21 protein-coding genes and 5 pseudogenes are annotated in these 24,992 nt (G+C 68.0%); 10 read left to right on the top strand and 16 right to left on the bottom strand.

Annotated features, from left to right (window positions below):
• Positions 1–204: 204 nt before the first annotated feature.
• A complete protein-coding gene (locus ADK57_RS46810) occupies positions 205–492 on the bottom strand; it encodes a hypothetical protein (RefSeq protein ID WP_078972929.1) in 288 nt (95 codons plus the stop codon).
• A gap of 96 nt (positions 493–588) precedes the next feature.
• Positions 589–1,997, bottom strand: a pseudogene (locus tag ADK57_RS03390) (NF041680 family putative transposase).
• A 276-nt stretch (positions 1,998–2,273) separates the two neighbouring features.
• Between ADK57_RS03390 and ADK57_RS03385 the strand changes: the two are divergent.
• Entirely contained in the window at positions 2,274–2,822 is a 549-nt protein-coding gene (locus ADK57_RS03385; RefSeq protein ID WP_053747821.1) for a hypothetical protein, read from the top strand.
• On the opposite strand, the gene ADK57_RS03380 is transcribed toward ADK57_RS03385, so the two are convergent.
• The 3 genes from ADK57_RS03380 to ADK57_RS03365 all read right to left on the bottom strand — a co-directional run bounded on the left by ADK57_RS03380 (position 2,779) and on the right by ADK57_RS03365 (position 4,934).
• Positions 2,779–3,357, bottom strand: a complete 579-nt coding sequence (locus tag ADK57_RS03380; RefSeq protein ID WP_107091468.1) for a transposase — start codon at positions 3,355–3,357, stop codon at positions 2,779–2,781. The genes ADK57_RS03385 and ADK57_RS03380 overlap by 44 nt on opposite strands.
• A gap of 573 nt (positions 3,358–3,930) precedes the next feature.
• On the bottom strand, positions 3,931–4,572 hold the full coding sequence (locus ADK57_RS03370; RefSeq protein WP_053747820.1) for a hypothetical protein: 642 nt from the start codon (positions 4,570–4,572) through the stop codon (positions 3,931–3,933).
• Positions 4,573–4,661: 89 nt separating this feature from the next.
• On the bottom strand, positions 4,662–4,934 hold the full coding sequence (locus ADK57_RS03365; RefSeq protein WP_053747817.1) for a hypothetical protein: 273 nt from the start codon (positions 4,932–4,934) through the stop codon (positions 4,662–4,664).
• A gap of 677 nt (positions 4,935–5,611) precedes the next feature.
• Here ADK57_RS03365 and ADK57_RS03360 point away from each other — a divergent pair.
• Both ADK57_RS03360 and ADK57_RS03355 read left to right on the top strand, forming a co-directional pair.
• Positions 5,612–6,790 carry an NAD(P)/FAD-dependent oxidoreductase gene (locus tag ADK57_RS03360; RefSeq protein WP_199830468.1) on the top strand — a complete coding sequence of 393 codons (1,179 nt, stop codon included), beginning with the start codon at positions 5,612–5,614 and terminating at the stop codon, positions 6,788–6,790.
• A 71-nt stretch (positions 6,791–6,861) separates the two neighbouring features.
• The gene (locus tag ADK57_RS03355; protein ID WP_053747815.1) at positions 6,862–7,755 is read left to right on the top strand and encodes an RNA polymerase sigma-70 factor; all 894 of its coding nucleotides are present in this window, start codon (positions 6,862–6,864) and stop codon (positions 7,753–7,755) included.
• 261 nt (positions 7,756–8,016) lie between these two features.
• Here the strand turns inward: ADK57_RS03355 and ADK57_RS03350 are convergent.
• Positions 8,017–8,983: pseudogene (locus tag ADK57_RS03350) on the bottom strand (DNA polymerase Y family protein).
• A 124-nt stretch (positions 8,984–9,107) separates the two neighbouring features.
• Between ADK57_RS03350 and ADK57_RS50810 the strand changes: the two are divergent.
• The gene (locus ADK57_RS50810; RefSeq protein WP_234389942.1) at positions 9,108–9,668 is read left to right on the top strand and encodes a DUF6233 domain-containing protein; all 561 of its coding nucleotides are present in this window, start codon (positions 9,108–9,110) and stop codon (positions 9,666–9,668) included.
• Between the two features lie 276 nt (positions 9,669–9,944).
• Here ADK57_RS50810 and ADK57_RS49760 read toward each other — a convergent pair whose 3' ends face one another.
• Positions 9,945–10,085 (bottom strand): hypothetical protein, encoded by a 141-nt coding sequence (locus ADK57_RS49760; RefSeq protein ID WP_159050005.1) that lies wholly within the window; start codon positions 10,083–10,085, stop codon positions 9,945–9,947.
• A gap of 31 nt (positions 10,086–10,116) precedes the next feature.
• Entirely contained in the window at positions 10,117–10,251 is a 135-nt protein-coding gene (locus ADK57_RS46805; protein WP_234389941.1) for a carbamoyltransferase C-terminal domain-containing protein, read from the bottom strand.
• Between the two features lie 73 nt (positions 10,252–10,324).
• On the opposite strand from ADK57_RS46805, the gene ADK57_RS03335 reads away from it, so the two are divergent.
• Together ADK57_RS03335 and ADK57_RS03330 are read left to right on the top strand one after the other, a co-directional pair.
• Positions 10,325–10,636, top strand: coding sequence for a hypothetical protein (locus ADK57_RS03335; protein ID WP_199830467.1), 312 nt, complete (start codon positions 10,325–10,327; stop codon positions 10,634–10,636).
• Positions 10,637–10,777: 141 nt separating this feature from the next.
• Positions 10,778–10,953, top strand: a pseudogene (locus ADK57_RS03330) (metallophosphoesterase); the annotation flags it as partial.
• A 31-nt stretch (positions 10,954–10,984) separates the two neighbouring features.
• Here ADK57_RS03330 and ADK57_RS03325 read toward each other — a convergent pair.
• From ADK57_RS03325 to ADK57_RS49755, 3 genes are all read right to left on the bottom strand, one after another.
• The gene (locus ADK57_RS03325; protein WP_053747811.1) at positions 10,985–11,833 is read right to left on the bottom strand and encodes an endonuclease/exonuclease/phosphatase family protein; all 849 of its coding nucleotides are present in this window, start codon (positions 11,831–11,833) and stop codon (positions 10,985–10,987) included.
• A gap of 1,126 nt (positions 11,834–12,959) precedes the next feature.
• Entirely contained in the window at positions 12,960–14,252 is a 1,293-nt protein-coding gene (locus ADK57_RS03310; RefSeq protein WP_159050004.1) for a hypothetical protein, read from the bottom strand.
• A 20-nt stretch (positions 14,253–14,272) separates the two neighbouring features.
• Positions 14,273–14,848 (bottom strand): hypothetical protein, encoded by a 576-nt coding sequence (locus tag ADK57_RS49755; protein WP_159050003.1) that lies wholly within the window; start codon positions 14,846–14,848, stop codon positions 14,273–14,275.
• 47 nt (positions 14,849–14,895) lie between these two features.
• On the opposite strand from ADK57_RS49755, the gene ADK57_RS52370 reads away from it, so the two are divergent.
• Entirely contained in the window at positions 14,896–15,567 is a 672-nt protein-coding gene (locus ADK57_RS52370; protein WP_420711836.1) for a DUF6003 family protein, read from the top strand.
• On the opposite strand, the gene ADK57_RS03300 is transcribed toward ADK57_RS52370, so the two are convergent.
• A complete protein-coding gene (locus ADK57_RS03300) occupies positions 15,555–16,097 on the bottom strand; it encodes a hypothetical protein (RefSeq protein WP_053747806.1) in 543 nt (180 codons plus the stop codon). The genes ADK57_RS52370 and ADK57_RS03300 overlap by 13 nt on opposite strands.
• Before the next feature lie 85 nt (positions 16,098–16,182).
• Positions 16,183–17,420 (bottom strand): annotated as a pseudogene (locus ADK57_RS03295) (IS701 family transposase).
• Positions 17,421–17,587: 167 nt separating this feature from the next.
• On the opposite strand from ADK57_RS03295, the gene ADK57_RS03290 reads away from it, so the two are divergent.
• The 3 genes from ADK57_RS03290 (at position 17,588) to ADK57_RS50805 (ending at position 20,549) form a co-directional block, all read left to right on the top strand.
• Positions 17,588–17,920, top strand: a complete 333-nt coding sequence (locus ADK57_RS03290) for a MazF family transcriptional regulator (protein WP_053747805.1) — start codon at positions 17,588–17,590, stop codon at positions 17,918–17,920.
• A gap of 1,108 nt (positions 17,921–19,028) precedes the next feature.
• Positions 19,029–19,301 (top strand): hypothetical protein, encoded by a 273-nt coding sequence (locus tag ADK57_RS03285; protein ID WP_159050002.1) that lies wholly within the window; start codon positions 19,029–19,031, stop codon positions 19,299–19,301.
• Positions 19,302–20,288: 987 nt separating this feature from the next.
• Positions 20,289–20,549: a hypothetical protein gene (locus ADK57_RS50805; protein ID WP_053747803.1), complete on the top strand. Its 261-nt coding sequence runs from the start codon at positions 20,289–20,291 to the stop codon at positions 20,547–20,549.
• 61 nt (positions 20,550–20,610) lie between these two features.
• Here ADK57_RS50805 and ADK57_RS03275 read toward each other — a convergent pair whose 3' ends face one another.
• The 3 genes and pseudogenes from ADK57_RS03275 to istA all read right to left on the bottom strand — a co-directional run bounded on the left by ADK57_RS03275 (position 20,611) and on the right by istA (position 24,876).
• Positions 20,611–21,189, bottom strand: a complete 579-nt coding sequence (locus ADK57_RS03275; RefSeq protein ID WP_053747802.1) for a hypothetical protein — start codon at positions 21,187–21,189, stop codon at positions 20,611–20,613.
• A 1,218-nt stretch (positions 21,190–22,407) separates the two neighbouring features.
• Positions 22,408–23,181 carry an IS21-like element helper ATPase IstB gene (gene istB, locus ADK57_RS03270; protein ID WP_053747801.1) on the bottom strand — a complete coding sequence of 258 codons (774 nt, stop codon included), beginning with the start codon at positions 23,179–23,181 and terminating at the stop codon, positions 22,408–22,410.
• Positions 23,178–24,876 (bottom strand): annotated as a pseudogene (gene istA / locus ADK57_RS46800) (IS21 family transposase). Before istA ends, istB begins: the two are co-directional and overlap by 4 nt.
• Positions 24,877–24,992 lie beyond the last annotated feature (116 nt).

Genomic DNA, 24,992 nt, shown 5'->3' with positions numbered 1-24,992 from the left:
GGGTTGAGACTTCGAACACCTCCCTCAACGGCGCGGGAGCCTTGTGCGTTGTGGCCACGGCGCCTGTCACTCGATCGGTGGCCAACCTGAAAGACCTCATTGTCTGTCAGTTGCACTCGCGTCACGGAAGAAGATCTATCCGCCCCGGGCGCCGGGAGGGCGAAATATGGGACTGCCACCATCCGCCATCGAATCGAACTGGGCTCAGCCGAGACCACGATGCGCGGCCCACAACCCCCCGGCACGGCTGGCAGCTTCGGCGACCAGGGCCGCCAGTGCTGGTTTGTCCGGGACGGGGAACGAGACGTACGCGCCCCGACCACCACCGACTGGGCGGCCATAGGCCTTCACGGCGAGGTGACCGTCCGGGAGAAGCCGGACGTTGAGTGTGGTCAGCGTGAACGCTTCACCGCGCCGAGTGTCCGTCCAGCGGAGCGCCTGCGGGATCGTGACATTGATCGCCAGAGCACTCACTTCCAGGTCGCTGCTCATGGACGGATGATCTCACGCGAGTCGCCGCAGGCGGCCGCCCCGGCTTATGCAGCAGACAGTTTGATCACGACTCGATACGCGCCCTAAGCTTGATCATTAACCTCGCTGCTGTTTCAGGCGGACGTGTTCGGTGAGGGTTTCGATTCGTTTCACGGTCTTCCCAGGCTCGTGACGTGGGGCTGACCTGCGGTTCTTCGAGCCGGGTGGGCGTCCGGGTCCGGGCTTGGAGGGTCTGGGCACGTCGGCAGGACGGGCTGTCTTCACGCGGAGGTGGCGGAACCCCCGGCGGACCCGGACAGGGGTGAGCCGACGAGGCTGCGTCGGCCGTTCCCAGGGCCGACGGAGATCCTCGGCGAGGGGCCGGGCAAGGCGGAGTTGAGTGTGGGCGGCGATGATCAGCCACGTCCACAGGTCGGCCGTGTGCGGATCGCGGACCTTGGGGACGGTCCAGCCCAGGGTCTGCTTGAACAGCCGGAAGGTGTGTTCAAGATCGAATCTGCGGAGGAACGCCTGCCAGCGCAGGTTGACGTCTTCGCCGGTCATCCCGGTGCGTGAGGACCACAGCCACACCGGTTTCGGGTCGCGGTCGCCGGGCAGGTGGTCGACCTTCAACCGGATCAACGTGCCGTGGATTAAAGGGAGTTCACCGCAGTGATCAAGCCAGGGGCCGCGGGCCTGCAGACGGGGGTGTATCCGGTCCCAGGCGAGGGCTTCGGCCGTGCCGTATCGGGTGGTGTCGCACGTCGTGGCCTGGTCAGGGGTGTGCCAGGACTCCGGCTTGGAGAAGGTGAGGACGCCGCCGTGCTTGCGGGGCTGTCCGCCTCGCGGGGTAGAGCGACGCGGTCCGGCATCCCGGAGCATGACCCGGTCCGAGCGGAGCCGGCCGACCAGCTCGACGGGCAGGTCGGCCAGGACGTAGGCGAGGCGGGTGACGTCGTCGCCGGTGTCCATGACGACGAGGATGTCCGCGTCGCCCGGCCGCCACTGCCCGGCATGCACAAGCCGGGTGACCACCTCCCGCTGGTGGCGGTCACCGAGGTGGCGTCGTCGGACGGCCCCAGCCGGATCGCGTCCAGCACAGCCGTCCAGGACGTGCGTCCCGTCTCCAGCGCGGCGACGAAGGAGTAGGGCCAGCCGGGGATGAACTGATCCGCGCTGCGGCCCCGCCCGTAGACGTGGCAGAAAAGCAACTCCGGGCTGGTGAGGGCGTCGGGCCGCAACCAGTTGCTCACGTCGACGGCAAGGACGATCCGCCCGTCGGCGGCCCGCGGCAGCGGCGTGGAGGCCAGCAGCCTGCGCAGGCGGCGCGGTTCCAGCCAGCCGTGGTTGACCGCGTCGTACATCGCCCCGTGCCCGCGCCGGTGCTCGGCCGTGAGCGTCAACTCGACCAGCGAGGTGACCGGGCCGTCCGAGCACAGCACCGCGTCGGTGGGCTCGAAGAGCGCATCCGCCCGGGTGTAGAGGCAGTCGTAGAACTGGACACGAAAGTGGGACAGGACACCCAACGCGGCGTCAGCAGACTGTTCAAGGGCGAGACTCTTCACCAGCGGCCGTTCCTTCACGCGACGTTGCTCGACACCTCGAAGCGTGAAGAACGGCCGCCTGCTGTCCCGGGAACGAACCAAGATCAGCGGGTCAGGTGAACGGCCGAGGTTAAACACCAAGCTAAGACGCTGTTGTCTTTCCGGACTTGAGGACTGCGTTTTCGCTGGTCGGGCATAGGGCGGGTGTTCCCGTGGGAGTGGTGGCGTGTCGTGTCGTCGCTCCGGTGGGGGTCGTGGATGCCGTCGGTCGTGGGGTTGCTGGAACAGCGCGAGGTCGCCGCCCGCCGTCGCGTGGATGGGCTGAGGGAGGAGGCCGACCGTATCCAGGCCGAGCTGGCCGTGGCCGAGCGGGAATGGCAGGAGTGGGCCATCGCCCCCTCGCGGGTCGGCGAGGTGTTGGCCCCTGTGGGCGAGCTCGGGCATAGCCACGCCCAGGCCGTTGGGACAGCACCGGTCATGGGGCAGGCCGAGGAGACATCGTCAGCGCCGACCGCGGCGAAGTCGAAGTCGCAGGTGCCGGTGTGGCGTGAGGGTCTGGCCTGGTCGGTGCTGTCGGTGGATTGCCAGCGCAGGCTGGAAGTGCTTGCGGACCGGGTCCGGCTCCATCAAGGGCCGCTGACCTGCCAGGAGAAGACCGCGGTGTTCGGCATGGACGTGGTGCCGGCGCGGGTGGAGGCGCTGCGGTCGAAGGCGAAACGTCTGGTCGCGCGGGGCTGGCTGGCCGAGCAGCAGCCGGGCCGGTTCACGCTCGTGCAGGGTGTGGCCGGGCCAGGCGGCGGGACATGAGCAGGGTCATCGACCAGTAGATCACCGCTTCGGCGCTGATGGTGCGGCGTTCGTAGTCACGTGCCAGGCGGCGGGTGCGCATCAGGTGGGCGAAGAGGCGCTCGACGATCCACCGCTTGGGCAGGACCACGAAGCCGCGCATGTCGTCGCTGCGTTTGACGATCGTCAGGACCAGGGCGAGCACGGTGAGGCAGTAGGTGACGAGGCTGCCGGTGTAGCCGCCGTCGGCCCAGAGCAGCTCCAACCGGTGGTGTGCGTCGGCGGCTTGCCGCAGAAGAACGTGGGCGGCGGTGCGGTCGCCGACATCCGCGGCGGTGACCATCACGCCCAGCAGCAGGCCGATCGTGTCGACCACGACGTGCCGCTTGCGGCCGTTGATCAGCTTGCCGCCGTCGAAGCCGCGGCTGTCCGCGCCGACGACCGCGTCCGCCTTGACTGACTGCGAGTCGATGACCCCGGCCGTCGGCTCCACGTCGCGGCCCAGCTTCTCGCGGACCTTGACGCGCAGCCGGTCGTGGAACTCCTTGACCAGCACTCGTAGTCGGCGACTACATCGGAGACAGCACCCGAGCCGAAATCGCCTACGCCCGGTCGCTGGGCAAGCCCGTGCGGTTCACGCACCCCGAAGTCGACCCCGACGCCTGACCGCCCGCTGCCAGCCCGACAACCAGGGCCGGCAGCCCGCCGCCTGACCGTCTCGCGGTGGCTTCGGGCGCCGCCCACCCCACACCCTCCGCAGGCATCCCTTGGAATTGATCATCTAGTCAGCCGGCCCAACTGAACACAAGTACTTGACTGGGAATGTGAAGTCGGCGAGGTCCGAGTCGCTGCTGGAGCATGGCAGGGCTGGCCGGTTCGCTTTCCCGCAGCCGATCGGGTCGCTGCTGGACGTGGACCTCGAGGAGGGTGTCGCTCTGCGTGTCCATATGGACGGCTCGGTGTCGCCCGACTGGGCAGGTTGCCGCATGGGTCGTCCTGGGCCCCGGCGTGGTGCCGGACCCGGGCGTGCTCTCCACCTGCCCGTACATGTACCGGGTGCGGTGCGAGAGTGAAGGGGCCGACCGCCAAGTCTGGATCGGCACCCAGAGTTTGGCCCGGACTAGATAATCTAGCAGTAGCCGTCCAGCCTGGTTCCGGCAGGAGCGAGGTTGGGCCAGGGGTGCCCTGCTGTGTCCGAGGCCGCGGACCTTAGAAGATCAAGAAGACTGCATCCGGGGTAGCCGCGGAAAGTCGAATGGGCGGAACGGTAGTAGCAGTTCCAGTAGCTCACGACCCGCCGCTGAGTGCGTGCGAAGAAGGCCGGGTTTTCTACGATGAACTGCCCGTAAGCGAGGCGGCTTCGAGTGCCCGGTGTGGCGAGATCACGAAGCTCATCGCGGATGACGACCAGGATCTCCAAGACGTACTCGCCGACCAACTGCACAACGAACGGAACGACCCACGGCTCCACGGAGTCAACGACCTCCGCCAAGTGACGCTGCCTGACCATCCCGTCGCAGTGCCTTGAGTACAGGCAGTGCAGAAGTTGACGTTGACGCGACGAGAGCGACGCTACCGCTTCTGTCGGCGGCTCGTCGCTGTACAGACGCCCAGGAATGGACAGCTGCTGGCCCTCTACATAGACCGAGAACGGCTCAAGCGGCCGGAGGCGGGAAGCAGGCATGACCGCCAGAACTGCCTCGGCATCCCTTGCAAGCCCGGCAGGGAACGCCAAGATCAACGGATCGCTGCTGTTGGAGGGCGGCTGCACGAGCTGAGCATAAGCGGACGCCCCAGCCACGAGCCTGGCCCTCACCACCTCACGGTCGCCCAAGCCGGTGAACGCATGTGGTCAGAGCACTAGCCGTAGATACGGCGGCGGTAGACCTCGATCGCCTCCCGTGCCGTCGGCGCCTGCACCCACTCCCCGTGATCCTCACCGCTCGGACGGTGCCAGCCGCGGACCATGCGGCCGGCCATCTCCGCGACATCCTCAGGAGGAGCAAAGACCCGGTGCAGCGGGGCAGCCGGCTCCTTCTCGAGGATGTCCGACGTACTGGGACCGGTCAGGGCGTATGCCCAGCCCGTCTCCTCCTCCCAGTGCCGCCGCCGCCGGTACGGCTCAGGTTCCACATCAGGATCAGATACGTCCGCCCACCGTGCTGGTGGGCGGCGTGGCTGACCCGCACCACCCCGGGCGAGACGCCTTCCGCGGTGAGGGCCTGGTCGACGGCCAGCGCGTAGGGCCAGTGCGGCAGGTTCTCCGGCGCGCCCGGCCATCCCGGCGGTGCCGGCTGATGAGGCCCCCTGAATCTCCCCACCTCGCGCTCGGGGGTGGGGCAGACCTGCTCTCCGAAATTCCCCATCCACAACCCGCTGACCTGCGACGGAACGGTGCACCTCCGGATTCGTCCGACAGCCGGCCGCGCTTCGGGCTCGGGGTCCCGCCGATATTCCTGCAGGATGGAACGCCAAGCGGGGGTCGGCACATCGAGCTGAACCTGGGCGCCTGTCAGTCTGCGCCGTCGAGGACCTGGCGCTGGAGGCGCTCGCGGAGTTCGGCTTCCTCGGGGGTGAGAGGTTCGTCGGGGCGTCGGCTTGGGCGGCAATGGGAGCCCGTCCTCTTCGGCGTCCTGCTCCGCCTCGGCCAGGCCCGGTACAGCGAGGCAATTGACGAGTTCTTGCCGGCCCACGCACGGTGCACCTGGTGTGACGTGCTTCACATCAGCGGCCTGTCACGTCCGGTGCGGGTGGCTTGTCCCATGGGCGTCACCGACACCGAAGCCGGTGCCCGAACTTGGGAGACTGAGATGAACAACGGCCACCACATCGTCGTCCTCGGCGCCGGCTACACGGGCATGTTCGGCGCCATCCGGCTGGCCCACCGCACCCACCGGACCGGCGTGAAGATCACCCTGGTTAACCCCTCGAGCCGGTTCGTCGAGCGGCTGCGGATGCACCAGATCGCCGCCGGGCAGGAGCTGGCCGACCACCAGATCCCCGACCTCCTCGCCGGGACCGGCGTCACGTTCGTCCAGGGCACCGCCACCGCCATCGACCCCGAGGCCCGGCAGATCACCGTCGACGGCGCCGAGACCCTCGGGTACGACACGCTCGTCTACGCGCTGGGCAGCTCGACCGACACCGGCAAGGTCCCCGGCGCCGACACCCACGCGTTCACCCTCAACAACCCGGAGATCGCCGGTCGGTTCGCCGCGCGGCTCACCGAGGTCGCCGCGTCCGGCGGCACGGTCACCGTCTGCGGCGGTGGCCTGACCGGCATCGAGGCGGCCACCGAGATCGCCGAGAGCCACCCCGGCCTGGACGTCACGCTAATCAGTCTGGACGAGCCCGGCGGGATGATGGGCGCCAAGGCCCGCGCCTACCTCTACCGCGCGATGGACCGCCTCGGCGTCACCCTTGAGACCGGCGCCCGAGTCACCAAGGTGCTGCCCGACGCCGTCGAGCTGGCCGACGGCCGGCTCGTCCGCTCCGACGCCTGCCTGTGGACAACCGGCGTCAAGGTGCCGCCGCTCGCCGCCGACGCCGGGATCGCCACCGACGACCGCGGCCTCATCCTGGTCGACGCCACGCTGCGTTCGGTGTCCCATCCGGAGATCCACGCCATCGGCGACGCCGCCGCCGTCCGCCTGGCCTGGGGACAGATCCACGGCACGTGCCAGAGCGGCCTGCCCACCGCCCAGTACACCGCCGACACCATCGCGCGGCTCGTGCGCGGCAAGGCCGTCAATCCGTTCCGCTTCGGCTACTTCCACCAGCCGGTCAGCCTCGGCCGCCGCGACGCCGTCATCCAGTTCACCAGGGCCGACGGCACCCCCCGCCGCATGCGCCTCACCGGCCGGAGCGCCGTCGCGTATAAGGAGATGGTCAGCGGCAGCCCGCTCAAGACCTATCGGTTCAGCAAGCGCATGAACGTCACCACCATCGTCTCCAAGGGTGGCCGCGCCACCCGCGAGCCCGCGGTATGACGGGCACATCGGCTCCCAGCGCCGTGATCTCGGGCTTGCCGCCCTGGTTACGGCGCTGGCAGCATGAGCCGATGGTCGATGCCAGAGCTGAGCAGGACCCGTACATCGAACACCGCAGGCTGCTGTTCGCCACTGCGTACCGCATGCTGGGCAGCGTCGCCGACGCCGAGGACATCCTGCAGGACGCCTGGCTGAGCTGGAGCACGGCGGACCGCGAAGCGATTCGCCACCCCAAGGCCTACCTGGTGCGCACGGTCACCAACCTCTCGTTGAACCGCCTGACTTCCGCGCGGGCCACCCGCGAGACCTACGTCGGCCCGTGGCTCCCTGAGCCCCTGCTGACCTCCCCCGACATCGCCACGGAGACCGAATTAGCCGACACCGTCTCCACCGCGATGATGGTCGTCCTGGAAACCCTCAACCCCGTCGAACGTGCCGTCTTCCTGCTCCGCGAGGTCTTCGGCTACTCGCATGCCGAGATCGCCGAGACCCTCGAACGCCCCGAGCCGACGGTCCGCCAGATCGCCCACCGCGCCCGCGAGCACGTCCAGGCCCGCCGCCCCCGCTTCGACACCGACCAGGCCCAGCGCCGACAGGTCACCGCCCAGTTCATGGATGCCTGCGCGGGCGGCGACCTGAACGCCGTCATGGAGCTGCTCGCCCCCGACGTCACCGCCTGGTCCGACGGCGGCGGCAAGGTCACCGCCGCGCGCCGCCCTCTCCACGGCACCGACCACGTCGCGCGCTGGATCGTGGGTTTCCTGGCCAAGCCCGAACTGGCCGCCCTGACCATGGAGCCGGCCGTCATCAACGGCGAGCTCGGCGTGCTGGCCACCCTCAGCGGGCACACCGTCGGCGCTCTCTCGTTCGACCTCGTCGACGGCCGCATCCAGAACCTGCGCTTCCAGGTCAACCCCGACAAGCTCAGTGGCCTGACCGCCGACAACAGCCTGGCGCTCCCCTGAAGCGTTCAATCCTGGAGCATTACCTGGCGGACCCTGAGCCGGGACGAGCTGTCCAGGGCGGGCGCAGCCCATCGCTTGCGACGCCGACGGCACCCTTGACGGAGCTGAGTAGACCCGAACCCTTCAATGCCGGGCGAATCGACCCTAGTTGACCAAGACAACGGCCTGGGCAGCGAAGAGCATCGCTGGCCGCTTTCAGAGATCCTCATCACAGCAGCATCGGAGCTCACCCCTGACCGTCGTGTGCGGGGACGGGGCGGGTCATGAAGCGCGCCCCAAGACGGCCGCCGGCCCGATGACACCGGGGCCGAACTTGTCCCGGACCCGGTCGATGGCCCCTTCGGCGACCAGGCGGGCTTCACGGGCGCCGTCGAGGCTGATCTGCTGGGCCACCTGGTCGGCGTCCACCATGTCCTCGCCTCTGAGGGCCAGCCCGGTCAGGCGGCCGCGCTGCGGGCCGGCGGCATCCATCAACTGGTAGGCAAGGGTGCGCAGATCGTCGTCATGGGCGGACGGCTCGGCCAGTCGGCGGGTCTTCTCCCACGACGTGCCGCCGGCGAACTTCAGGACCAGTGTCAGCGAGCGGGCCACCTGGCCACGCCGGCGCAGCAGGTGGCCGAGCTTGACGACCAAACCCAGGAGGGCGCCGCGGACCTCGGCGCCGTCCAGCACATGCCGGTCGAAGGCGCAGCGGGCGGTCGCGGCGACGGGCAGCGCCCGGGGGACCACGGGGCGCGGGTCGATGCCACGGGCGCGGTCGGCGGCTTGGCGGCCGGCGCGCCCGCCCAGCAGGCGCTGCACCGTGGCGGGCCGGGATGGCGGCGAGCAGGCCGACGCAGTGGATGCCGTAGTCGCGCAGTACTGCCGCCTGCCGAGGGCCGACGCCGTGCAGGGCGTCGACCGGCAGCGGCCCCAGCCAGTCGGCGACCTGATCGGGGCCGACGCCAAGGACGCCGCCGGGCGCACTGATCTGGCCGGAGACGGTGGCAGCGACGGTGATCGACGGTCCGACGCCGACGCGGACGTCGACCCCGAGGAGGGAGAGGGTGCGCACCCGCAGCACCTCCCCCAGGCGGCGGGCATCCGCCCCGTGATAGCGCAGGGCGCCCTTCAGCTCCACCAGGGCAGCAGTGGGCGGAGCCTGCACCACCGGGGAGAGCTCCGCCAGCAGTTCCAGGACCTGCCGGTAGAGCTCCTCCGGCAGCCGGTCCGGGCAGCGCACATGCATCACCGTGCTCCGACCCGCTGCTGTCCCGTCCGTCACGACACTCACCTCCCACACCCCACGTTATCGAACATCAAATCGAACACGCGAGAGCGCGGGCGCTGATCATGAGCATAGAATCAAAAAAGTGTTCGATGACCTGCCAGCCGACCTGGAGCGCCTACTCACCCTGCGGGTGTGGCACGCCATGTGGCTGGAGCGCATCGACGCGAAGATCGCCGCTGCGCGAAAGCGCGAGGCCGAAGCCGAGCACGGCCGCCGCAGCCGGCCCACACCGCCGGAGTGGGTCGTCGAACTCGGCATCGGCACCGGACGCCCACCCGTCCAGATCCACGCCGGCGACTGCCACATGGCAGGCGCACGCCGCCGCCCCGTCGACCGCACCGAAGCCCGCCGCCTGATCACCGCCGGACTGCGCGCCTGCACCCACTGCCGACCCGACGTCCAGCTCCACATCCTCGACTTAGCACCAGCCGATGCCGGACTGCGGCAGCCCGGCGCGGCGACCCTCCAGGCGGCACCGGCGACCGCACCCCGATCCCCTGGGGCGTCCCGCGCCGCCCATCACACCCCGTCGTGGTCTGCACGAACTCCGAGGCCGCCAACCGGCTCGCGCAATGACGCCCGCCACCGAGGCACGCCGATCGAACATCAGTACCGTTCCGGTCGTATGCTGCGTTCGCGGTGACCGGCACCGTCGCCCAGAACAGGACCATCCGATGACCACCACCCCCGCTCCCCCAATCTCGGATCCGGATCCTTCCGCCCTGGCCTGCCCCGGCAGCCTGATCGGCCCGTGCTCCGGATGCCAGCGGCCCACCCACAAGTACGGCAGCGGTGGCAGCCCTCTGTGCCAGTGGTGCATGGCCCCGGTGATGGAGAAGTGGGGCCCGGGCGTGCGCTTCGTCAGCACGCGCTCCTAAGCCAGCCCGCCGCGACCACGCCCGAGGCGCACTCGGTCGGGTCAAGGCGCCAAGACCGGGAGAACTTCTGCCGACGCCGACACGTAGTGCCTGCATGAGGTGCGCAGCAGCAGGATGCGATCGTCGGCGTCGAGGACGATGGCGCGGGCGGCTTCCCTCATAGGCGGAGTGGAGGTCGTCATGCCCTCCAGTCTGGCAGTCCCCGAAGGCAGGTCAGGACCGCTCGACCAGGTATTCGCCAACGCATGCCGCGTCCAGATCGCCGGCCTGGAGCGTGGCGAGCGCGTGGGCTGGAGTCTCGACGATGGGCTCGCGGTCGTTGAAGGACGTGTTCAGGACGACGGGCACTCCGGTGAGCTGGGGGAAGTGCTCGATCAGTCGGCCCGCCTGGTGTGTCTGGGTATCCGAAGCCGATCTCGCCGTGGACTCCGGCCAGGCCCTCCTGGACCTCGGCGACACCGGCCGCGCCCACCAGCTCATCACCGAGGGCGAACGCCTGCTGCCGTCCGCCCGGGACAAAACCCGCGGCGTGTTCCTCGCCTACCGCGCCGCGAGCTACCTCGACTTGAAGGAACCCGAGCCCGCCGCGGCCGCCGCCACCCAGTCGCTGCTTCTGGCCCGCCGTATCGGAGCACCCCGCTGCATCAGTCTCGTCGACGACATGCTCCCCCGTTTCCAGCCCTACAGAGACGCCCAAGGCGTTCCGGAACTCCTCCAGCTCGCTACCGCCTAGCGTGAAAGGCCGCCAGCCTGTCGTCACTGGGTTCCCACGTCCAAAGATCGTGCGAACCCAGCAGCCCTCCGACGAAGTTCGCGATCAAACAGAAGAAATGTTGAGCTTCCGCCGCCAAGCGCGTCGAGGATGTGGGGCCAGGCAGCCCTGGTCCGCACCAACCAGCCCGCCTCGCCGGCCTCAGCCGCCACGGCATCCGCACCCTCATCAACACCAGTCGCGGCAGCGGCTTCTGGGGCCCGCCGTTCCGCATCTTCGCCGCCAGCGAGATCACCCTGCTCGCACTCCGCTCCCCGCACCTGCCCAGCTCTCCGTAGCACTGGGCGGGCCAACCACGTTCTACGCAGGTCAGCGGCGCGAGGTCGGGTTCAGGTCGGTGTACACCAGGTGGTGGTCCGAGACCGGGTTCGGATGCACGCGCTGCTCGAGAGGGACGTAGCCTCGCAGGAACACGTAGTCGAACTTGCTCTGCCAGTCGGTGGTCGGCTCGCAGGTGCCGGTCGCCGAAGGTCGGCACTGTGGGGCCGCGTCCTCGGCCAGGGCCCACATCCTGGTGAGTTCGGAGGCGTCCGGTACCGCGTTGAAGTCGCCGATGACGATCGTGCGGTCGTACCGGGCGATCTCTTTGGTGAGTACGCCGACCTGGTCCGCGCGGACCGCCTCCTGACGTCGTTCGGCGAGGTGGGTGTTGAAGACCCTGACCTGGCGGCCGCCCACCGTGGTGGTGACCGCCATGTACCCACGGTCCTCGGAGCCGCCGTCGGGATATTCGACGTTGACGACGTCGGTCATCGGGGCCGCCGAGAGGATCGCCTGGCCGTAGCCCCCCGGGTTCCACGGCGCTCCCCCGCAACGGCCCCAGTTCCGCAGAACCGACCCGTACTCGACGTGGTAGACGAGCCCGTGAAGGTTCTCCAGATACTCCCGGATCTTCTCGACGTCACCCACGCACGCTTCCTGCAGGCCGATGACCTGGGGCGCGAAGGTGGCGATCTCCGCCGCCCGGTCGTCGTTGCCCGTCTCGCAGGGGTTGCAGAGATTCCACGTCGCGACCCGGTTCGATACGACGTCCCGGACGGCTTTGTCGGGCAGCGACCTGGCGTCGAGGGCACCGCTGGGTGCACTGGGTCCGGAGAGCACCATCCAGGCCAGGGCCAGGGCACCCACGAGCAACCACGTGCCCTTTCCGAGCACCATCGCCTCCTCGACGTGAATTCAACCGGCTTCTGACGTCCCCCTGCACGAGGTTATGGGAGCGTGCTCCGCTGAGCCCACGAAATGGCCACCCCCATGGTCATCCGCCACGTCACTCCTCGTCGCACAGCCGGGCCGCCAGGGAGGTCAGCGGCTCGGTCTCCTCGGTGTGGCCCAGGGCGGTCAGGTGGGAGACGGCGGCGTCGAGGCGGGTGAGGGCGGGGGCGGGGCGCTTCAGGTAGAGGCCCTCGACGACCGTCGGCTGACTTCGCGGGGCCGACGGCGTGGCCCCTACGTCGCATGTGCCGTTCGTGAGACGGGTTTCTACGGCGGTTCCGCCGCCCGTCCCGGATCGGCGCCGTTATCAACCGGGGATGGACAGGCCAGTGCACGCCCGCTGCCGGCTGAAGACTTGCTCGGCTACAAGGTAAGCGGGGGCGATCACGAACTGGCCGGGCAGCGTGCTGTCGCAGGACGGCCACGCTTCCTGCCACTCCTCGTCGAGGGGTTCGCCAGGCACGAGCTCGAAATCCCAATGTGCTGGCAGACCCGTCTGCGCCGATCGTTGCCGGAGATCGAGGGCACTGCTGCTCAGCCGACTGGCTTGCGATGCCAACGGATCGAGGCGGGCTTTGCCCAGTGCGGCCAGGACCGCCTTACCGTCCGGCTCGTCCGGGCCGAAGAGGACGGATCAGATCTGCCCCATGAGCCACAGCATCCCGTGAACAGCGCCGGGAGGGGGCGGGGCCACAGAATGGGCAGCCGCCCGGGCCAGCCCCTGGACTTTCTGCTCAACGAGGGCGTCATATATTCGCGGGCGATGACGTGATGAACGCTGTGTGCGTTGGATGCCAGGTCGCTGCGGGTTTCCGCTCGCGCTGCCAGCAGGGCGTCCAGCCGTCGTTCCACAGACTGCAGGCGGCCTTCCAACTGGGTATATGCCTGCTGCAGCACTCGGTGCTCGCGTTCGAGCCCGGTCAGCCTGCGGGCGCCCGCATCGAGTTCCATATCCAGTCGTCGGGGCCTGGCTGGGGGATCACCCACCACGCCGTCTTCCGGGTGGCTGAAGGTCTCACGGGGCTGTGCCGGTGACAACGCGTTTCGGATGAAGTCCACGGTCGTCCTCGGCTCAGTAGTTCGTCAGGAAACCAAGTGAGGCGGCAGCTTCCTCGCCGCTCTGCCGCACTACCGCACGGGCCTTGATCTCGGTTTCACCGAAGCGCATGTACAAGGTGACGCCGCGATCCTCCAAGGCGAAGGCCATGACCTTCTTCAGGTCAACCGTGACCTTGCCGAGGTACTCGCACCCCGGATCGGTGACGTAGCGAGGATCCGGCTCCGTGGAGGAGAACAGACTGAAGGTCAGCTTGCGGGTAGTGCCCTCGAGAGGAACGTACGGAAGGTGCGCTTCATCATCCGTGTTGACCAGGTCGCCCCGGGTGACGAGCTTGGAGAACCGCGCCTTGCAGTGGACCTCGCCCGTGCTCAGGGTGAAGCGGTACTCCTCCGGGTCGACGCCTTCCTCGAATTCTGGGCAGTAGCAGGTGCCGTAGGTCAGCCTGCTCCGACGTGCCCACGTGTGCGGTTCGTAGGCGGAGTGCGCGGCACCATACAGGACAGCGGCACCCGGGTCGGGTGGCACGAGCACGTCGGCACGGCCCAAGAGGTGCTCCTTGACCGCGTGCTGGAGCATGGAGGACGCGCTGAAGCCGCCGACGAGGAGAACGACTGGGGCGCGGCTTGTGGCGGTCGCCGTATTCTCCACTTCCTTGAGCTGCTCGCCGATTAGGTCGAGGATGTCTGGAAGAACGTTGTCGAACAGGCGGCGGGCCTCGTCTGCGGTCACGACGATGGCGTCCGTGACACCGTTCTGCTTGCGGGCGAGACGCTTTCGTACCGTGGCACCGATTCGCCGGTCGATCGCCGTCGGCAAGGTGAGGTAGATGGGGTCAGTCTCGTGGGGCCCGAAGTGGAGCTTGGCCCGCTCGAAGGCCTCGGTGAGGTCCAGCAGCGCCTCGGGGTGATCCGCGGCAAGATCCTGCAAGATCTCCAGCTTGCCGAAGCGGTCCAGGAGATGCTCATCGCGGAACGCGCGGTTGATCTCTTCTGCCCCGTGAGGGCCTCCGAGGGGAAGGCCGATCTCGACCATCCGGCCTTCGGTGTCGGTCTCGTAGGCCGTGAGGTCGCCGGTGCCGCCGCCGCAGTCCAACACCACGAACCGACTTCCGGGCTCCATCAAGCTGGCGCCATCCGAGGCGCCGCCGGCGACTTTGACGCCACTGACCAGGGCGTAGTGAGCTGCCGCTTCCGGCTCCAGGGCGAGGACGAGCCGGCCGTCCTCAAGGGGGATCCTGCTTTCCCCGCAATGTCCCGCATCACCTGCTTCTGTTCGTCGGTCCAGATCGCCGGCACAGTCAGACACCAGCGGATGTCGTCCTTGTCTTATCCGCTGGCGGTGACCTGCGTGAGTGCCGTCTCGTAGAGCTTCCGCAGGTACGCGGCGATGAGCGACTCCGCGTTCTGGCGGCGTGTGCCAGACAGAACGACGAGGTCACTGGTGCCCTCCTCCCCCGCCCCTTCCTCCTCGCCGGTGCTTTCGGCGACGTTCTCCGGCGACGCGTCAAGCCCGTTTTCGTCTTCCTGGCTGTCGTCTTCGCCCTCGTCGTCGTTGTCGGAGTCCTCAAGGACAGACTCTTCTCCGCCCAGGTCGGCGCGCTCCGCGACCGCCTGCTCCATGAGCCCCATTTTGAAGGCATTGAAGTAGCGAGGCTCATCAGCGCAAGCCTTGGTCAAAGCTCGTCTCCGTGCGTCGTAGCCCCACGCCAGGACTTCGCCTTGCGCGTCGACCAGAAGCGCGGACAGATTCTTCACGGTGGCGACGGGTTGTCCCGCCCACGTGTTGACGAAGTTGATGCGCCGCTGGGCCGGGTCGTCGTTCTTGCCGCCATAGGTGCACCACGAAATACCGGACCCATGTGTCCCGAAGTCAATTCCGACCACGACTTTTGGTGCCGCCATGACGCCTCCGCCTTATATGCCAGGGGCAGGCGCCCCCTTGGCCGCAGATGATCGACGCGGGTGCGCCGCCAGGCGGAGCTTCACGGATAATTCCCAATCCGGGCAAGCTGCCATCCCGTAAGCCCTCTTCTATGACCCGGCGAGCCCATATCCCGACTACTCACACACGAATATCAACACAATTAGGTGTGCAGAACTGGACATGTACATTTCTGCACATGCCTAAAGTGATCGCGATGGACAGCGAATTGCTGGGGATGCCTGCGCAAGCCATCCATAGGCAAGCAAACGCATCCCGCGCGCGTAACCAGAACCAGGCATCTCCGCCAGCTGCCGTGGAGAGCAAACCTCTGGACATGGTGGAGGACTGTGAATCGGAACTGGTTGCCTACAGGCGCTGCATGCAGTCGCGTGACGATCTAATCCGTAAAGCCAAGGCAGCCGGCCTTACCGAGGTCCGCATCGCGCAGCTAACTGGCCACTCCCGCAACACCGTGCGTGCCGCTCTCGGTCACAAAGGAAAGCAAGGTCGTTCCGGGTTCGCGAAATGGACTGACAGGCAAGCCCGTTGCCGCCCCCGCGAGCGGGTGCTGGCCGTAGATCTTCTTCCAGGTCGGGGTCGGCGTCCTCCTAATACTCCGGCCGTAGATCGTGATCTTGCTTTGTCGGCCGCTAATGCAGGTGTGCCGCGCTGTGTGTGTAACGGTCACGGTCCATAGGCCAGATCCGTGCCGCCGCTTGCCTCAATCAGCCACGAAAGCGAACCGCTGCCGAACGGCCAGCCGGTGGTGGCCACCTGAACCCAGCCGCCTCCCGATTCATCGGTTCCTGCGTGCCACCACCACCAGCTGCGATCGTCACCGGTCCCTTCCTCGGTCGGGTCGAAGTAGTACAGCCAATCCGACAGCGTCCACGGCCCCTGGCTGGCGGCCGCGCTCTGCTCCGGCGTCATCGCCCGCCACTGCCGCAGCCATGCCCCGGCATCGAAGCGCTCGCCAGGCTCCGGCTCCCTGGGCTCGGGCGCGCACCGCTGGATGAACCACGCCGGCAGCAGCTGCGGCCACCGGTCAAATGCAGGCCAGTCGCCTATCCTCTCGACCACGCGCGTCAGCACCGCACGCACATCGGCAATGACCTGGGCGGGATCCTCGGCGGTAAACCGGAGCCGTACGAGAAACGGCCGCTGCTGGCCGTCCTCAGCCCCCAGTCCAGACCGAAGCCGCCGTAGCTCGCCCTCCACGATCTCCACGGCGAAGAAGTGTGCAGCACTACCGGCCTCGCCGCACCTCAATACCGCCAGACCACGAGCTCACGATCTGCGACTGATGTGGTCTTCATGTCTGATGCGCGGCTTGTCGGCGGTAATGGCCGGCCTGGGCTCGGGCCTGATGGCGGCGTCGCCAGGCGGACCAACGGAGTTGGTGGGCCGCATCGCGCACGGGCCGCACTACGAGCGTCGTGAACAGTTTCTGGATCTCGTTGCAGGTGAGCGGGATCAGCCCGTCCGGGGCAGGATGGCGGCCGTGTTCGTCGGCGCGGACGACGGCGAGGAAGGCGTGGGCGAGCATGGCCAGGGTGACCCAGCGAGACCAGGAGGTGAAGCGGCGGACCTGGTGCTCGTCCAGTCCTGCCAGGCCCTTTCCGGCCTGGAAGGTCTCCTCCACCCGCCATCTCAACCCGGCGACGCGGACCAGCGTGGTCAGGGACGCCGAGGTCGGCGAGAAGCAGCGGTAGTAGGCGAGTTCACCGGTGGTGCGGTTGCGGCGGATCAGCAGCCGGTGGCTGCCGGGCCGGGGTTCGGCCAGCTCGATGACGGCCCAGCCGTCGAAGCGGTTTCCCTTGGCGCCGGCCCCTGCCGAGAGCTTCTGCCAGGCCCGTTGGGGCACCTTCGCGGCCAGGGCATCCGTGCGGAACCTCCCCGCGCCGGTGGTGACTTCGGCCGAGCAGGCGACGGCGAGCACGTAGCCGACCCCGCGTTCTTCCAACGCGGCCCGCAGTCTCGGGTTGCCGCCGTAGACCTCGTCTCCGGCGACCCAGCCCACACGGTGCCCGGCGTCAAGGAATCGGCCGATCATGCGGGCGGCCAGGTCCGGCTTGGTCGCGAACACGGTGTCCTCACCCAGTCCCGCGGCCCGGCAGCGGTCCGGGTCGCACGTCCACGAGCGCGGGATGTACAGCTCACGGTCCACCGCCGCGTGTCCGCGGCGGCCTGCGTAGACAAGGTAGACGGCGACCTGGGAGTTTTCGATCCTTCCGGCGGTGCCGGTGTATTGGCGCTGGACTCCGACGGTGTGCGTGCCCTTCTTCACGTCCCCGGTCTCGTCGACCACCGGCACCGCGTCCTCGTCGCCAGGTGCTCCAGCACGTACTCGCGCACGTCATCGCGCACACAGTCGGCATCCCACTTGGCGCGACCGAGCAAGTGCTGCATGCCGTCCGGAGTGGTCTCGCCAGCCCACTCGGCGATGGTCCAGCAGTTCTTGCGCGGCAGGTCGGCCAATAGACCGAGCACCAACCGCGCCGCCCTGCGACGTGGTTCGACCCGGGCGAAGCGCCCCGCGATCCGGCCCATCAGGCCCTCGAACACGTCCCGCCAACGGGCGGGTTCTATGCTGTGACCTGCGGCCACCGTCTCTTCGTCAGTCCACACAACTCACGATGATCAACGGTGGCCGCACCCGTCTCCACAAAGCGTCAGGGTCGCGCAGTTCCGCCTGCCGTCCTGAGTCAGGAGGACATGTGCAACGTGGCGAAGTCTGGTGGGTGGAGTTCGACGAGCGGCGGCTGGTCGTACTGCTGGCGGCAGACGACGCGTCCAGGATCCGGGCGATGCAGGTCGTCACTCCTGCGGGCGTCGACATCAGCGGTCTGGGCGTCGAAGTGCAAGTAGGTGCCATGGAAGGACTGCCCTTTGAAGGCGTGCTGCGGTTCGCGTTCCCGCGCCAGGGCTTTACCCCCTGCACGTGGCTGACCACCGTGTCCCAGAGCGACCTGATCGAGCGGGCGGGCGTCTTGTCCTCCGCGAAGCTCAGCGAGATTGAGGACGCCCTCCGTCTCGGTGAACTCGGGTAGGCGGAGAGGCGCCCCTCACCATCGAGATCACGATCTACGGCTGGAGTATTAACGGCGTGCAAGTGGCAGGATGCTGTCCGCCTTCGCGGTGGCGCCAACTGCCGCCAGGCGTCTGTCGGTTGGAGCCGTGAGGTGGACCGAGGGGACCGTTCATGCACAGCTGTCATTTACACGCCTCCGGGAGCGAGGTGCGATGTGGTGGGGCGACCCGAGAAGCCGGTCCCGGACCCTCTGAGCCCTGTCGGCAGACTTGCCGCAGCCTTGCGCAACGGGCGGAAGTTACGAGGCGTTTCCTACGCCCGACTCGCCGGGGGAACCCGACACCGCAGTGCGGCCACTCTGCAGCGGGCGGCTTCGGGATCGTGGTGCCCAAGCTGGAAGTGGTTCGCGCCTTTGTGCTTGCGTGCGGCCTGGACGTCGATGAGATCGACCGGCTGAGGCAGGAGTCCTGCCGAGGGCGCCAACGCGGCGGCGGTACCGGAGTGCAGGTTCTGTTGCCTCACCTCATCAGGGACTTCCGGGATCTCAGTGCCGCGCTGGCAGAACTGCGGCAGTCCAGCGGAGCACCGTCGTACCGGGTGATGCAGAACAGGGCGCGGGCTGTCGGCATGGATCTGTCCCGCTGCACTGCGTACCGGATCTCTACCCCGGCGGCAGGTTCCGGGCTTCGTTGCGTGCCTGGAAGCGTTCCTTGTCGGCTGTGCGCTGCCTGCGCGTCGCCGTGCTGTCTGGTGTGAAGCCTGGTTGCGGGCGCAGCAGCACGACGGCTGTGTCCGCGGGGCACGGGCCCGGGAGACGGCGCAGCTGGAGGCCGTGGTCGCGGACAGCCCGGGCGGCGAGGTTTCCCAGGACACCGCCATGCGGCTGCTGCGCAAGGCTGACTTTGATCCTCTGGTGCGCTGTCGCGGCTTCGGCGTCCCCTGGACGGTGGAGTGTGTCCGGTGTGCCGGCACGCTCCGGGTGAGACTGTCCGACGTCGTTGTGCAACGGGCCACCTGTTTGGGCTGTCCGGAGATCAACGAGCGTGTCCGTGAGGTGTGGGCTGAACTGCTGGCCAGCCACTCCGGGGCCCTCAGCCGCCAGGAAGTGCATGCCCTGCGCTTGCACCGTGCTGCAGGCCAGGCTGCAGCGCAATCAGCTGGACGTTCCCGTGGTCGTGGCGGACAGGGAAGCAGGCTCCGTCCTGCAGTCCGCCACGTGGCATCCAGCTCTTGAGACTGCTCTGCGGCGCCGGTTCCGCCTGGACGTCCTGCTCGTCTGCAACTACGACACGATGAGCCCCACCCGCAACGGGCACTGCCAGCGCAGGCTCGCCAAGGCCCGCCGACGTGGTCAACGGCCCCGTAGAGACATCGCGCCCGCCCGTGCCGGTCACACCTGAACGCACCGCGGTCCCGGGCCGGCCCTGGGCCGAGAAGCCGGACGAAGAGCCGTCTGGCGGCATCGACGCCGTCATTCAGGCACACCACAGCGGCCGGTCACGTCAGCCCTCGCCCACCGACAGCGGCCCCTGAGCAGGGCACCAGCAGAACCTTCCGGCATGATCTGCGTCACCGCGCCCGCGCACCGGCGAACGCACCTGGCAGCTCTCCTGCCTGCGGTTTCATCCCCGAAGTGCACGAGAGGCGGACCGGGTACGGCGGCCATACCGAAACTTGCGAACCGGCCATTCCCGACGCCGCCGATTCGGATAATTCGCCGCCCTCATCCGGAAGTTGCCGTCGGAGAGCTTCTGTACGTTGAGCCGCATGACCAGCCCGGACACGGCAGAGGGAAGCAACGGCAGCCGTTAAGCATCACCGTGTTTCCCCAAGCCGCGCCACCCGGCCGGTTGCTCAGCCCACTCAACGAGACAAGGAACCGCTACATGACATCCAGCCACCACGTGACGTCTGGCGACCGTGTCCCAGGCAACAGCGGCCAGAACGCCGACGCACGCCAGTGCACCGGAGCCTTGCTTTCACGGGGAACCCGATGACTCTGCCTCTCACCGTGACACTCGCGCTGGGCGGTCTGGGCGTCTACGCCGCCTGACGAAACCCCCAGTCGGGTGCGGCACTCCTGGTCGGCCTCGGCATCGTCACAGTGCTCTACATCATCTGGGAGAGGGGCCCTGCCGTCTTCGGTACGCAGAGCACGCCCGCTTCGACGGCCCCAGAGCCGACCGGGGCGCCGGACAGTCCAAGTACCGTGGCGGCACCATCGCCGGCGCCTCTCCATAGAGGATCGGTAGCTGCGGCGCGGCGGGAGTGACGATGCCGCCTGCATGGGCCGCTTTCACAGCAGCCCATCAAGTGGGACCACCTGGTCGACGTACCCCTCGCCCGGAAGCCGCAGCCATAAATGGCCGCCACCGACTGGGGCTGAAGTGCAGCACTCCTTCGACCACTACCGCACCATCCCGATCCCGCCGTCGAAGTTCGGCGGAACGCTGACCAGCGTCCAGGCGGTGCAGCGCCGGGTCGGCCCGGCCGGCACGGACCGGCTGCCAGCCACGGCCCTGGACACCGTTCTCCCACCATCGCCGGTGGCCTGTCAGGGACACACCTTCTTGAAGACCCTGGCCTCACGCGCGTCGCGCGGACGGATCCGTCGGCCGGGGCACCCGGCCCCGGCCGCTGCGCCGTGACTGCCGCAGATGCGCCGCAGATGCGCCGCAGTCACAGCATTCACAGGCAGAGGTGCGAGTGTCAGTTCACCGCCTCGTCGAAACGCCAGTCGGTGTTGCGCCCGGGGCGCTGCAGCGTCACCCATGTGTCATGTGCGACCGGCACCTCCGGGCCGACGGCGAGGCGGGTGTCCCTGACCGGAACGATGCGGTAGCTGTCCGGGTCGGACGGGCTCGTCCACAGAATCCAGCGTTGGGCGGGGTCCGTCTTGTCGCACTTGACCTGCTGCATGTACGCGCCGGGCTTGGTGTCGCCGTAGACGGCCATGCACATGTTCTCGCTGCGGCGGAACCTCAGGATGTGGGTGGTCGACACCGTGTCGCCGGTGATGACCCGGCCGGCGTCCTCGACCTCCCATGCTTCGTCGTAGCCGGGGTTTCCTCCGCCCCACGCCTTGACGAACCCGGTCGTTGCCGACCAGCCGTTGGGCAGCAGGCGGTCCGACGGGTCAGTGGCGCGCGTGATGATGTACGGCTCGGTGTCGATTACGTCCTTGGCCCAAGGGGCGTTGGATGGAGCTGACGCCTGGGCGGCACCAGGAACGACTGTGGCTGAGAGAGCCAGAACAGAAGCGGCGAACAGAGTCCGAAAGAAGCGCACGTTTCTTCCTCCCGCAGATGACGGCTGTGCGTCCGGCGTTCTGCTGGATGCACGTCTAAAAGGCTGCCGGATACAGGTAGAAATACTCAATCAATTCCAGAGTCTTCATATGTGATGACTTTGGAATTGGCGTGGGCCCGAGTGTCTGCCCTTCTTGCGTGGTCGACCTGCTGCCTGGCGCGAAGCGTTCCCACCCCGTTCGACGCCGGACCTTGAGCTGGATGCCGACAGGCGCCGGCCCTGTATTGTTGCGCATGACTGAGCTCAGGGTTATATCTGCCGGGCTGAGCGCATTTGGGTGAGAGCCTGACTCGCCGTAATTGGCGTCCCCGCGGAAAGTCCAGTCCCCACCGCCGCCTCCGGGAAATCACCTCCCGACGCCGATGTTGAGGATCTGTCCGGGCTGTACCGGGAAGAAACACTCGACGACCCCGCCGCCCCTGCCACCGGCGCCGCCACCGCCGCGGTAGTGGGAGCCGATGCCGGCGCCGCCGGCGCCACCGCCCCCCGGGGGGCAAGCAGCACCGGGCCCAGGCCAAGCCGAGGCTTCAGAAACAGGCTCTTGGGGGGTCGCTTTCGCCTTGAAGGGAATATTCCCCCGTATTCCGCGGCGCGTGGGTGTCGTGGTGGGGCTGACAAGTCGGATGCAGGGATGGGTCGTGTGGGATGACCGGAGAGGCGGAAGCGCCGTACACCTGTCTCATCCCAGGACGTCCGCCGCATGGTCCGGTTCAGTGACGAGGGGTCACCACCGGCACCGGCGGACCGGAGCCGATGCATGTTGCCGCATTCGGTACCTGCACCCAGGATCAGCAGCAACGTGAGAAGTGCAGCCAAGACCGCCTGAGACGCACAGGCCACCGGCAGATCAGCCCAGGAGAAGCCGTAGCTGATCAGCGCCGAGGAAGTCGACCCCACGCTCAGCACCAGGAAGAACCGACCCGTCTCACCGGGAACCGGCCCTCCCTCGGCAGCCCACTTCTTCATGCCTTCGACGAACCAGAAGGCAACCAGCGCCGCCGCTTCGAGCCCTGACAACAGGACCGCCAGGCCAACTTCCAGGACCCACTTCACCATGTTCACCATGCTGAAGCGGACCGCTGGCTTTGACCGTGAATGCTGACGTCGTTTGGCCGTGAAAGTTGACGGCGGTTCGTGGCCTCGGGCCGGCTGGATGTTGGTGAATTCTGACGGCAGTCCGGATGGTGTGGGGATGGCTTAGCGGGCGAGTTCGCGGCTGTGAGCGAGGCGGTAGGACTCGGTGCCGGTCTCGAGGATGTTGCCGCCGAAGGTGAGCCGGTCGACGATGGCGGCGCAGAGTCTGGGGTCGGTGAAGGTCTTGCCCCAGCCGGCGAAGGAGTCGTTGGAGGCGATGGCGACGGAGTTCTTCTCCTCGCATTCGGTGAGGACCTGGAAGAGGAGTTCGGCGCCGCGGCGGTCGAGTTGCATGTAGCCGAGTTCGTCGATGCATAGCAGGTCGACGCGGCCGTAGCGGGCGATGGTCTTGGTCAGGATCTTCTCGTCGGCGGCCTCGACCAGCTCGTTGGCCAGCTTCGATGCCAGGGTGTATTTCACCCGGAAACCTGCCATCGCGGCTTCGGTGCCGAGCGCGATGAGCAGGTGAGACTTGCCGGTGCCGGAGTCACCGATCAGGCAGAGTGGCAGGCCCTTCTTCACCCACTCGCAGGTGGCCAGCGAGCCGACGACGGCGGAGTCGATGTTCGGATTGGCATCGAAGTCGAACTCGCGCAGCGATTTCTCCCGGGGGAACTGGGCGGCCTTGATCCGGCGTTCGGAGCGGCGCCTGGCGCGGTCGTCGCACTCGGCCAGCAGCAGTTCGGCCAGGAACACCAGGTAGGACATCTGGTCGTTGCCGGCCTTGGCCGCCAGGTCGGGAAACTGGTTGCGGATCGTGGGCAGTCGCAGGACCCGGCATGCCTGGTCGACGGCGGCTTCGGCGGCTTGTTCACTCATCCGGCGGCGAGGGCTCATGGCGGCGGCTTCTTCCTGCTCGGCTTCTGGGTAGGTCTCGGGGCCGGCGCGCGCCCAGCGGCGGCCACGGCGGCTCGCCGGCTGGGAAGCAGCTGGTCGTAGATCGACACGTCAGGCATGGGGCGGGTGTCTTTGGGCAGTTGCGCCAGGCGCCGCTGGGTCAGCGAGGTGACGGTCGCTGCGACGGCCCGGTCTGCCTCGGTGGTGGCTCGGCGTCGTGGCTTGGCCGAGGTCGGTTCGTCGTTGTCGGCGATGCGGCGGGCTTCCAGCGCGGCCGCGTCCGCGGTGAGCGCTCCGACCTGGAGCGCGGCGGCCAGGCCGGCGACGACGTGGTCGTGCTGCATGTGCCGGTGCAGCAGCAGAACCTCGATCAGAGCGCGGGTGCCGGCGTCGCCGTGGGCGTTGCAGGCGGCTGTCCACCAGGCTTCGTGGATCGGGGTGAACTGGCCCGCGGCCCGGGCCTGTTCGAGGACCGTGGCGCCGGGCAGCGCGCCCGGTTTGCGCAGCAGCGCTTCGAGATAGTGATCGAGCTCGAGCCGTGATCCGCTCTTGGTCAGCAGCCGTTCGTGCTGGGCGATCTCGGTGCGGCCGTCGAACACCACGAGCTCGGAGGCGTGCAGCAAGACCCGGACCTGGCGGCCGATGAACCGGGTCGGGACCGAGTAACGGTTGGTGCGGACGGTGATCTGGGAGAACCGGTCGACCCGTGGGGTGAACCAGCGGCCGGTCTCGAACGTCTCGACGGGCAACGGCTTCAACGACGGCCGTTCGACGGCGAACAGCTCGCCGATCGTGCGGGGACGGGTCCCGATCCGCCGGGCCTCGTCGGCCAGATCCCACTCGTCGATCAGCATGTTCAAGTGCGCCAGCGAGTCGATCTCGGGGACGGGAACGAAGTGGTTGCGGCGAAACCAGCCGATCTGGCCCTCGACGCCGCCTTTCTCGTGGGCGCCCTCGATTCCCGGCGTGCAGTAGAACGGCTCGATGCCGTAGTGGGACCGAAATGCGGTCCACCGGTCGGTCTCGACCCGGCGCCGCGTGAAGCCGAGCACCGACGCGACCGCGGCCTTCAGGTTTGTCATACCGGATCTTGCCGAACGGCACGCCGCCCAGCACTCTGAAAGCGTGCTCGTGGCCCTCGAAGAACGCCTCCTGACCGCCGGAGGCGAACACCCGGTGCACCGCCTTCCCGGAGAACGACAACCGCAGGCAGAACAAATGGCACTTCACCAGCTCGCCCCGCAAACGGACCGCGACCTCGCCGAAGTCGACCTCGGCTTCGGCGCCGGCCAGGTGCGACTGCTCGATGAACACGTGCGCCGGGCCACGGCCGGCCTCGACCCGAATCTCCGGCTTCCGCTTGGCGACGTAGGCGCGCACGACCTGGTAGGACACGTCGTCCATCGCGTGCTCGTTGATCAACCGGCGATAGATCCGGACCACCGTGTGACGCTGCTTCCTCGGCGCATCCAGATCAGCCAGCAGCATCTGGTCGATCACCGGCTTGAACGGATCCAGCTTGGAACGGCGAGGCGCGTACGGTTCCCGAGGCTGCGGCCACGCCGAACTCAGCGCCTTCTGAACAGTCCGCCAACCCACCCGGTACTTGCGCTCCAGCGCCCGGTTCGACATGCCCTCGCGAGCGTCACGCCGCAGCGCGGCATACAACTCGACCTTCGACTGACCAGGCGGCATCGGCGGTGTTCCTTCACTGAGGTCTTTCAGGTTGGCCACCGATCGAGTGACAGGCGCCGTGGCCACAACGCACAAGGCTCCCGCGCCGTTGAGGGAGGTGTTCGAAGTCTCAACCC

This window comes from Streptomyces sp. MMG1533 (genome assembly GCF_001279775.1).
Lineage (GTDB): Bacteria > Actinomycetota > Actinomycetes > Streptomycetales > Streptomycetaceae > Streptomyces.
This window is presented reverse-complemented; position numbering and strand designations above follow the sequence as displayed.